This window comes from Cellulomonas sp. P5_C6 (assembly GCF_054049635.1).
The window spans coordinates 1-9,671 of the sequence record NZ_JBFULZ010000158.1 but is presented as its reverse complement, the minus strand read 5'-3'; the positions used below and the strand labels follow the sequence as shown (position 1 = coordinate 9,671).

Sequence of the window (9,671 nt, the reverse complement as noted above, 5' to 3'; positions counted from 1 at the left end):
GGCGAGAGCCGCGTGGCCAAGGCCGTGCTGATCGCGGCCGTGCCGCCGATCATGGTGAAGACCGACTCCAACCCCGGCGGTCTGCCGAAGGAGGTCTTCGACGGCCTGCAGGAGCAGGTGGCCACCGACCGGTCGAACTTCTACCGCGACCTGCCGTCCACCGCGTTCTACGGCTTCAACCGCCCGGGCCGCGAGCCGTCGGAGGCGATCATCGCGAACTGGTGGCGCCAGGGGATGATGGGCGGCGCGAAGGCCCACTACGACGGCATCGTCGCCTTCTCGCAGACCGACTTCACCGAGGACCTCAAGAAGATCACGGTCCCCACGCTGGTGATGCACGGCGACGACGACCAGGTGGTCCCGTACGCCGACTCCGGGCCCCTGTCCGCGGCGCTCCTGCAGAACGGGACGCTGAAGACCTACGCCGGGTTCCCGCACGGGATGCCGACCACCGAGGCCGCGACGATCAACGCGGACCTCCTGGAGTTCATCCGCTCCTGACCAGCTCGGCGGGGACGGCGAAGGCCGCGACGACCGCCGGGTCCGTGAACACCACGGACCGGGTGATCGCGTGCTCCGTCGCCGAGAACACCTGGATCGAGTGGATCCGGTACGTCGCCCCGTCCCGCACGTAGGCCGCGAGGGCGGGCTGGCCGTTGGACCCGATCGGGACCATCTGCCAGTCCGCTCCTCGCCGCCGGAACACGTCGGCCAGGAACCCGACGACGTGCTCGGGCCCGCGGTACCAGGCGAGGACGGGCGGCATCTCCAGCACGACGTCCTCGGCGAGCAGCCGGCCGACCGCCGCCAGGTTGCCGTCGACGAACGCGGCGACGTAGCGCTCCACGACGCCGCGCTGCTCGGCGCTGACGGGCTCCGTCACGTGGTCCGCGCCGATGCCCAGGTCCTCCAGCCGCGCCCGGGCCCGTTGCAGCCCGCTGTTGACCGCGGCCGGCGTGGTGCCCAACGCATCGGCCGCCTCGGCCGCCGACCACTCGAGCACCTCGCGCATGATGAGGATGGCGCGCTGCCGGGCCGGCAGGTGCTGCATCGCCGCGACCAGCGCGAGCCGCAGCTGCCCGCGTGCCACCACCACCGACGCCGGGTCCACCAGGGCGTCCGGCATCGGCTCGAGCCACGGCACCTCCAGCGAGGGCACCAGCGGCGCCGTCGGGTCGTCGCCTGGCGCCCCGAGCCCCGACGGCAGCGGCCGACGTCGACGCCCCTCGAGCGCGGTGAGGCAGGCGTTGGTCGCGATCCGGTGGAGCCAGGTGCGGATCGACGCGCGCTGGTCGTCGTACCGGTCGAACGAGCGCCACGCGCGCAAGAGGGTCTCCTGCACCAGGTCCTCGGCGTCGTGCACCGACCCGAGCATCTGGTAGCAGTGCGCCAGGAGCTCACGCCGGTACGGCAGCGTCTGCTGTGCGAAGTCCTCGCTGACCGTCACCGGCGACCCACCCTTCTCCCGGTCGGATTCTGCCGGTCGCGACGCCGGGGCGGGGCTCGGCCGGCGAACCACCGCCGTGCCGAGCCCCCCTGCCACGATCGTCACGCGGGGTTCGCCGCGCAGTTGTGGTACGACTCCACCAGCCAGTCGCCGCCGGTCCGCGCGAGCACCCACGTGGCGCGACGCTGCAGGTGGGGCGGCACGACGGCCTCCCCCGCAGGGCGGTAGCCGCCGAGGCTGTCCACCACGGCGACGTCCGGCGCGAGGAAACGGATCCGCTGCGGCTGCTCCGTCGACTCGGTGCCTCGCAGCGGGCCGTCGAAGCCCGCCACCATGAAGGCGCGGATCTGCTCCTTGCCCTGGATGTACGTGCCTGCGGTGACCACCGTGGCGTCGTCGGCGTAGAGGTCCGCGAACGCCGTGGCGTCGTGGGCGGCCCACGCGGCGCCCATCCGTGCCAGCAGGTCCGCGACGGCCACGGTGTCGAGCGTGTCGTTCGTGTCGATCGTGTCGCGGGTGTCGAGCGTGTCGATCGTCGTCATGATGCACTCCTGTCTGCGTCGTCCCTGTCAGGCCGGGTCCGGCCTCACAGGTACATACCGGCGGGGCGCGGCGAACTCATCGGTCCGCGGCGACGGATCCGGCTGCGGACGCCAGTCAGGCGGTGGGGGTGCTGCGCAGCACCTGCTCGGCATGGCGCAGGACGGGCGCGTCGACCATCTGCCCCTCCCAGCGGAACACCCCGTGCTGCCCCGCCGCGGCCTCGAGCACGGCGCGCGCCCACGCGACCTGCGCCTCGTCGGGCCGGTACGCCGCGCGGATGACGTCGACCTGCGACGGGTGGATGCACGCGGTCGCGGCGAACCCGCTGGCAACCGCGTCGGAGGCCTCCCGGGCGAGGCCGTCCAGGTCGGCGATGTCGAGGTGCACCGCGTCGATGGCGGCCTTGCCGTGGGCGCCCGCGGCGAGCAGGACCGCCGAGCGGGCGTGGAGCGCGACGTCCCGGTACGTGCCGTCGGGCCGCCGGCTCGACGTGCCGCCGAGGGAGGCGACCAGGTCCTCCGCGCCCCACATCAGGGCGACGACGTTCGGCTCGGCGGCGATCGAGGCGGCGTTGACCACGCCCGCGGCGGTCTCGACCAGCGCGATCACGTCGAAGTCCGCCAGGACGCGCAGGTGCCGGGCGTGCGCCGCCTTGGCCAGCATGACCGTCCGGAACGGCATGCCCGCGAGCGCGGCGAGGTCGTCGGCGAGGTCCCGCGTCCCGGACGGGTTCACGCGGACGATCGTGCGCGCGGGGTCGAGCGAGGCCGCGGCGAGGTGCTGCCGGGCGGCGCCCTTGTCGTCGGGCGCGACCGCGTCCTCGAGGTCGAGGATCACGCTGTCGGCCCGGGCCGCCGCCTTGTCGTACCGGTCGGGGCGGTCGGCGGGGCAGAACAGGAGCGCCGGGCCCCTCATGGGCGGCACCGGAACAGGACGGTCCGCGTGGCGACCGCGACCACGACGTCGTCCTGGTTCCGGCCGGTGTGCTCGAGCGTCACGACCCCCTGCCCGGGCCGCGACCCCGAGAGCCGCTTGTCCCGCACGATCGTCGACGAGTAGAGCGTGTCGCCATGGAACAGCGGGTGCGGGAACCGCACGTCGGTGAAGCCGAGGTTCGCGACGATCGTGCCCTGGGTCAGCTGGTCCACGGAGCTGCCGACGAGCACGGCCAGGGTCATCATCGAGTTCACCAGCCGCTGCCCGAACGGCTGCTCGGCCGACCAGGCCGCGTCGAGGTGCAGCGCCTGCCCGTTCATGGTCAGCGTGCTGAACAGGACGTTGTCCGCCTCGGTCAGCGTCCGGCCCGGCCGGTGCACGTACCGGGTGTCCAGCTCGAGCTCCTCGTACCAGAGGCCGCGCTGCTCGACGTCGCGAGTCATCGAGGCGCCCCCGTGAAGCCCAGCTCGCGCGCGATCACCATGAGCTGGACCTGCGTGGTCCCCTCACCGATCTCGAGGATCTTGGAGTCGCGGTAGTGCCGGGCCACCGGGTTCTCGTTCATCACGCCCATGCCGCCGAAGATCTGGGTCGCGTCACGGGCGTTGTCCATGGCGGCCTCGCTGGCGATGAGCTTGGCCAGGCTCGCCTCGAGCTTGAACGGCTGCCCGGCGACCAGCCGGTGCGCGGCGTCGAGCCAGGCGAGGCGGGCCGAGTGCACGCGGGCCTCCATGCGGGCGATGGTGAACGCGATGTGCTGGTTCTCGCCGATGGGGTGGCCGAACACGTTGCGGCTCTTCGCGTAGCGCATGGACTCCTCGAGGCAGCCCTGCGCCGCCCCGGCGCACAGCGCGGCGAACGCGACCCGGCCCTCGTCGAGCGTCTGGATGAACTGCGCGAAGCCGCGGCCGCGCGCGCCCAGCAGGTTCGCCTCCGGCACGCGGACGTCCTCGAACCGCAGCGGGTGTGTGTCGGAGGTGTGCCAGCCGACCTTGTCGTAGGGGGGCAGGACCGTGAAGCCCGGCGTGCCGGAAGGCACCAGGATCGCGGTCAGCTCCTTCTTGATCGAGCCGTCGTCGCGGACGCTCTGGCCGGTCACCGCGGTGATCGTGACCAGCCGCGTGATCTTCGAGCCCGAGTTGGTGATGAACTGCTTGGTCCCGTCGATGACCCACTCGCCGTTCTCGAGCCGCGCGGTCGTCTTGGTCCCGGACGCGTCGGACCCGGCGTCGGCCTCGGTCAGCCCRAACGCCGCGAGCGCCTTGCCCTGCGCCAGCATCGGGATCCACTCCTGCTTCTGCGCCTCGGTCCCGCTGCGCCACACGGGCATCGCCCCGAGCCCGACGCCGGCCTCCAGCGTCACCGCGATGGACTGGTCGACGCGGGCCAGCTGCTCGACCGCCAGGCAGAGGTCGACGTAGTCCCGCCCCTGGCCGCCGAACTCCGTCGGGAACGGCAGCCCGAACAGCCCCATCTCCCCCATCTGGGCGAGGATCTCGTACGGCAGCTCGCGCTTGGTGTCGTACTCGTACGCGGCCGGCGCCACGACGGTGTCCGCGAAGTCGCGCACCTCGTCGGCGAGCTTCTGCTGCTCGGGGGTGAGGTCGTAGGTCATGCCGGGATCCCTTCGTGGGGGTGGCCGGTGATGGTGGCCACCACGTGGTCGAGAGCCACCCGGTCGGTCGGTCGGACCGTGAGGGTGACGATGCCGTCGCTGGGGGCGACGACMCGGTGCTCCATCTTCATCGCCTCGATCGTGAGGAGGTTCTGACCTGCGACGACGCTGTCGCCGGTCGCCACGTCGATCGAGACGACGATGCCGGGCATCGGAGAACGGACGTCCGGGTCGGTGGGTCGCTCGCCGCCCGTGCGCGCGGCGAGCTCGTGGCCCAGCCGTTCGACCCTGCTGACGACGCGCAGCTCGTCGGACCCCACCCAGACGACGGGACCCTCGGACGCGATCCGCACGGTGTGCACGACGCCGTCGAGCTCCACCTCGGCCGTGTCGGACCCTCGCCGCACGAGGCCCGCGCGGACGGGCGGGGCGTCGCCGACCTGGATCGTGCTGCCGAGCACGGCGACCTCGCCGACGTCCCGGAACTCGTAGCGGGTCGGCCGCGGGTCCCCGAGGCGCCACCCGTCGGACCGCCACGGGCCGGTGCCCGGGTTGCCGTGGAGCCAGAGCGCCGCCGCGGCGGCGGACACCGGGCTCGGGACCCGCGCCGCGGGCAGCAGCCGTCCGAGCAGCCCGGTGTCGAGCCGACCGGCGCGCACGGACGGGTCCGCCAGGATCTGGCGCAGGTAGTCGAGGTTGGTGCGGACGCCCAGGATCGTCGTGCCGGCCAGGGCCCGGTCCAGGCGCGCGACGGCCTCGTCGCGGGTCGGAGCCCAGGCGATCACCTTGGACAGCATCGGGTCGTAGGTCGAGCCGATCTCCAGGCCCGCGAACAGCGAGCTGTCGACCCGGACGCCCTCGCCCGTCGGCTCGTCGAGCACGCGCACCGTGCCGGCGGTCGGCAGGAACTCCCGCGACGGGTCCTCGGCGTACACCCGGGCCTCGATCGCGTGGCCGGTGAGGACCACGTCGTCCTGCGTGAGGCCGAGCGGCTCCCCCGCGGCGATCCGCAGCTGCCACTCGACCAGGTCCAGCCCGGTGACCAGCTCCGTGACCGGGTGCTCCACCTGCAGCCGCGTGTTCATCTCCATGAAGAAGAACTCCGTGGGCGCCTCGTCGGACACCAGGAACTCGACGGTCCCGGCGCCGACGTAGCCGACCGTCCGGGCGACGTCGCAGGCCGCCGTGCCGATGCGCTCGCGGACGGCCGCGGTGAGCAGCGGAGACGGCGCCTCCTCGACCACCTTCTGGTGCCGACGCTGCAGCGAGCACTCACGTTCGCCCAGGTGGATCACGTGCCCGTGCTCGTCGGCCAGCAGCTGGACCTCGATGTGCCGGGGCGTGGGCACCAGGCGCTCGAGCAGCAGCGTGTCGTCGCCGAACGCGGCGGCGGCCACCCGTCGCGCGCCGGCGAGCGCGTCGTGCAGGGACTCGGCACTCTCGACGACAGCCATGCCCTTGCCGCCGCCGCCCGCCGACGGCTTGACCAGCAGCGGGTACCCGACCCGCGCGGCGGCCTCGTCGTCACCGACGCCGGTCAACGCCACCCCCGGGATCACGGGAACGCCGGCCGCGGACACGTGCTCCTTGGCGCGGATCTTGTCGCCCATGACGTCCAGGGCCTTGACCCCGGGTCCGACGAACGCGATGCCCGCCGCCTCGCACGCCCGCGCCAGGTCCGCGTTCTCGGACAGGAAGCCGTAGCCCGGGTGGATCGCCTCGGACCCGGTGGCCTGCGCCGCCGCGACGATCGCGTCGATGGACAGGTAGCTGTCGATCCGCACGGCCTCGTCGGCGCGCGTGACGTGGAGCGCGAGCCGGTCGGGGTCGGTGTAGACGGCGACGGGTCGGATCGAGAGCCGGCGCAGGGTCGCGACGACCCGGCACGCGATCTCGCCGCGATTGGCCACCAGCACGGTGCGGAACATGGCGCTCACATCCGGAACAGACCGAGGCGCGGCTCGGTCAGGGGGACGGTGGCGCAGACGTCGAGGGCCATGCCGAGCACCCGCCGGGTGTCCGCGGGGTCGATGATCCCGTCGTCCCACAGCCGCGCGGTGGCGTAGTAGGGGCTCCCCTGGGTCTCGTACTGCTCGCGGATCGGCGCCTTGAACGCCTCCTCGTCGGCGGCGCTCCAGTCGTCACCCAGCTGCTCGCGGCGCACGGTGGCCAGCACCGACGACGCCTGCGGGCCGCCCATGACCGAGATCCGGCTCGCGGGCCACATCCACAGGAACCGCGGGGAGTACGCGCGCCCGCACATCGAGTAGTTGCCGGCGCCGAACGAGCCGCCGATCACCACGGTCAGCTTGGGCACGCGGGTGGTCGCGACGGCGGTGACCATCTTGGCGCCGTGCTTCGCGATGCCACCGGCCTCGTAGTCCCGGCCGACCATGAAGCCGTTGACGTTCTGCAGGAACACCAGCGGGATGCCGCGCTGGTCGCACAGCTCGATGAAGTGCGCGCCCTTGAGCGCCGACTCGCTGAACAGCACCCCGTTGTTGGCGACGATGCCGACGGGGTGCCCGTGCAGCCGCGCGAACCCGGTGACCAGCGTGGTCCCGTACTCGCGCTTGAACTCGTGCAGCTCGCTGCCGTCCACCAGCCGCGCGATGACCTCACGCACGTCGTACGCGGTCTGCAGGTCGGTGGGGACGACGCCGTACAGCTGGCTCTCGTCGACCTTCGGCGGGCGGCTCTCGTCGACGGACCACGCCGTCTCCCGCGGTGCGGGCAGGGTCGCCACGATGTCCCGGACGATCTGCAGGGCGTGCGCGTCGTTCTCCGCGAGGTGGTCGGTGACGCCCGAGGTCCGCGAGTGCAGCTCACCGCCGCCCAGGTCCTCGGCCGTGACCACCTCGCCGGTCGCCGCCTTCACCAGCGGCGGGCCGSCCAGGAAGATCGTSCCCTGGCCGCGCACGATCACCGTCTCGTCGCTCATCGCGGGSACGTACGCRCCGCCSGCSGTGCACGAGCCCATGACGCAGGCGATCTGCGGGATGCCCTCGGCGGACATGCGCGCCTGGTTGAAGAAGATCCGGCCGAAGTGGTCGCGGTCGGGAAAGACCTCGTCCTGCTTGGGCAGGAACGCGCCGCCGGAGTCGACCAGGTAGATGCACGGCAGCCGGTTCTCGAGCGCGATCTCCTGCGCGCGCAGGTGCTTCTTCACCGTCACCGGGAAGTACGTGCCGCCCTTCACGGTCGCGTCGTTCGACAGGACCATCACGTGCCGGCCGTGCACCAGCCCGATGCCCGCGATGACCCCGGCGGCCGGCGCCTCGTCGTCGTACAGGCCGTAGGCGGCGAGCGGAGCGACCTCGAGGAACGGGCTGCCGTCGTCGAGGAGGACGTCGATGCGCTCGCGCGGCAGCAGCTTGCCCCGCGCGATGTGGCGGTCGCGGGACTTCTGGGGTCCCCCGTCCGCAGCCGTGCGGAGCCGGTCCTGCAGCTCGTCGACGAGGGCCCGCTGCGCGCGCTCGTTCGCCTGGAACGAGGGCCCGGTCGGGTCCGCGGTGGTGCGGAGCATCTCCATCGACGCTGTCTCCAAGGGGTGGCTGGAGAAATCAGACTCAGTTAGGGATCGCTAACTGAAAGGAGGCTAGTCTGCGATCACGCCGTTGTCCACGAGTGGCGCCGTTGCCCACGAGTGGTGCCGTCGGCCACGAGTGGTGCGTCGGCCACGAGTGGTGCCGTCGACCGCGAGTGGTGCCGTCGTCCACGAGTCACGCCGTTGCCCACGAATCACGCGGTTGTCCACGAGTCACGCCGTTGTCCACGAGTCACGCCGTTGTCCAGGGAGGAGCCCGCATGGCCGAGCAGGTCGACACCCAGCCCACCGCGCGCGGCCGGGCCAAGGCCGAGCGCCGCGACGCGTTGCTGTCGGCCGCCGCCCGGCTCTTCGCCAGCCGCGGCTTCGACGGCGTCTCCATCGAGGACCTCGGCTCGGCGGTCGGCATCAGCGGCCCGGCCGTGTACCGCCACTTCCCCAGCAAGCAGGCCGTGCTCGCGGCGCTGCTGGTCGACGTCAGCCAGGGCCTTCTCGACGGCGGCCGTTCCGTGGTCGAGCGTGCCGCGGACGACTCCGCTGCCTTGACCTCGCTCGTCCGGTTCCACGCCGACTTTGCACTGCGGGAGCCCGACGTCATCCGCGTGCAGGACCGCGACATCGCCGCCCTCACCCCGCAGGACCGCGACTCGGTCCGGGACCTGCAGCGTCGCTACATCGACCTGTGGGTCGACGTGCTCGCCCGGCTCAGCCCGTCGACCGAGCGCGCCGAGCTCCGGTTGCGCGCCCAGGCGACGTTCGGGCTGCTGAACTCCACACCGCACAGCGTGCGGTCCGTGACCTCGGCCCGCACGCGCGCCCTGCTCGAGGAGATGGCGCTGGCGGCGCTGGGGCGGTAGGCCGTTCGCCTCGCACGAAGCCCACGCAGCCGACGCACGCGCGCTCGCCGCTGGCTCCCCGCGTGCGGCACCGCTGTTTGTCCTGGTCAGAGGCCTATGTCAGTGGTTGGTCGTACAGTTGTTCTATGCCCGGATCGGGCGGTTGGTGCGGGTGGAGGTGGCGTGGTGACGGCGGTGATGGAGACGGTCGACGTCGCTCGCCCGGCTGCGGGAGCTGCCGTTCGACATGACCCCGGCACGTCCAACTCCTCCACCACGCCAACTGCGCCCGCCTCGTCACCCACCACCGCGTCTGCACCCGCCGCTCCACCCACCACCGCGTCTGCACCCGCCGCTCCACCCACCACCGCCGCTGCGGCCGCACCCACCTCGGCGCCCACTACGGCCGCCACGCCGCCCGTGGCTGCAGTGCCTGGGTTGGTGTGGGCGGACTCGGGTCGCGGCGCCCGCCCGGGTGTCACGCCCGTGCCGGCACCAGGTGCGCGGGTGATCGATCTGGGCGCGGTCGAAGASTTCCCCCTGCCCGGGGTSGACGTCGCKGASCTGGTCGCGWTGYTGACSKCRGTGCCCGTGGCGGAGGTCTCGGATGTGGCGTTGGTGAACACGGTSACGGGGATGGCGCAGGCGATCGCGATGCTGCAGGCCGCCCAGGCCGTCGTGGTCCGCGAGATCGAAGCAAGAACCACGGACGCGTTGCGGCATGTCCCGGACGAGCTGGCGTGTGCG

The 9,671-nt window shown here is 72.5% G+C and carries 9 protein-coding genes; 2 read left to right on the top strand and 7 right to left on the bottom strand.

What is annotated here, in order from left to right; genetic code table 11:
* Positions 1-501: alpha/beta fold hydrolase (locus ACXJKG_RS15850; RefSeq protein ID WP_456846708.1), on the top strand; the 501-nt coding region annotated here is incomplete at its 5' end.
* On the opposite strand, the gene ACXJKG_RS15845 is transcribed toward ACXJKG_RS15850, so the two are convergent.
* From ACXJKG_RS15845 to ACXJKG_RS15815, 7 genes are all read right to left on the bottom strand, one after another.
* Complete coding sequence (locus ACXJKG_RS15845) at positions 488-1,447, bottom strand: sigma-70 family RNA polymerase sigma factor (protein WP_456846707.1); 960 nt, start codon at positions 1,445-1,447, stop codon at positions 488-490. The genes ACXJKG_RS15850 and ACXJKG_RS15845 overlap by 14 nt on opposite strands.
* A 101-nt stretch (positions 1,448-1,548) precedes the next feature.
* A complete protein-coding gene (locus ACXJKG_RS15840; RefSeq protein ID WP_456846706.1) occupies positions 1,549-1,989 on the bottom strand; it encodes an SgcJ/EcaC family oxidoreductase in 441 nt (146 codons plus the stop codon).
* Between the two features lie 115 nt (positions 1,990-2,104).
* Entirely contained in the window at positions 2,105-2,905 is an 801-nt protein-coding gene (locus ACXJKG_RS15835; protein ID WP_456846705.1) for an HpcH/HpaI aldolase/citrate lyase family protein, read from the bottom strand.
* A complete protein-coding gene (locus tag ACXJKG_RS15830) occupies positions 2,902-3,369 on the bottom strand; it encodes a MaoC family dehydratase (protein ID WP_456846704.1) in 468 nt (155 codons plus the stop codon). Before ACXJKG_RS15830 ends, ACXJKG_RS15835 begins: the two co-directional genes overlap by 4 nt.
* Positions 3,366-4,541 (bottom strand): acyl-CoA dehydrogenase family protein, encoded by a 1,176-nt coding sequence (locus ACXJKG_RS15825; protein WP_456846703.1) that lies wholly within the window; start codon positions 4,539-4,541, stop codon positions 3,366-3,368. Before ACXJKG_RS15825 ends, ACXJKG_RS15830 begins: the two co-directional genes overlap by 4 nt.
* Positions 4,538-6,469: an ATP-binding protein gene (locus tag ACXJKG_RS15820; RefSeq protein WP_456846702.1), complete on the bottom strand. Its 1,932-nt coding sequence runs from the start codon at positions 6,467-6,469 to the stop codon at positions 4,538-4,540. The genes ACXJKG_RS15825 and ACXJKG_RS15820 overlap by 4 nt, the downstream gene beginning before the upstream one ends.
* Before the next feature lie 5 nt (positions 6,470-6,474).
* On the bottom strand, positions 6,475-8,073 hold the full coding sequence (locus ACXJKG_RS15815; protein WP_456846701.1) for a carboxyl transferase domain-containing protein: 1,599 nt from the start codon (positions 8,071-8,073) through the stop codon (positions 6,475-6,477).
* Between the two features lie 275 nt (positions 8,074-8,348).
* Between ACXJKG_RS15815 and ACXJKG_RS15810 the strand changes: the two genes are divergently transcribed.
* Positions 8,349-8,945, top strand: coding sequence for an SACE_7040 family transcriptional regulator (locus ACXJKG_RS15810; protein WP_456846700.1), 597 nt, complete (start codon positions 8,349-8,351; stop codon positions 8,943-8,945).
* Positions 8,946-9,671: the final 726 nt, after the last annotated feature.

Excerpts from the sequence above, each read along its gene's own strand:
- ACXJKG_RS15830 (WP_456846704.1), bottom strand. The coding sequence starts at position 3,369 with ATGACTCGCGACGTCGAGCAGCGCGGCCTCTGGTACGAGGAGCTCGAG.
- ACXJKG_RS15835 (WP_456846705.1), bottom strand. The coding sequence starts at position 2,905 with ATGAGGGGCCCGGCGCTCCTGTTCTGCCCCGCCGACCGCCCCGACCGG.
- ACXJKG_RS15840 (WP_456846706.1), bottom strand. The coding sequence starts at position 1,989 with ATGACGACGATCGACACGCTCGACACCCGCGACACGATCGACACGAAC.
- ACXJKG_RS15810 (WP_456846700.1), top strand. The coding sequence starts at position 8,349 with ATGGCCGAGCAGGTCGACACCCAGCCCACCGCGCGCGGCCGGGCCAAG.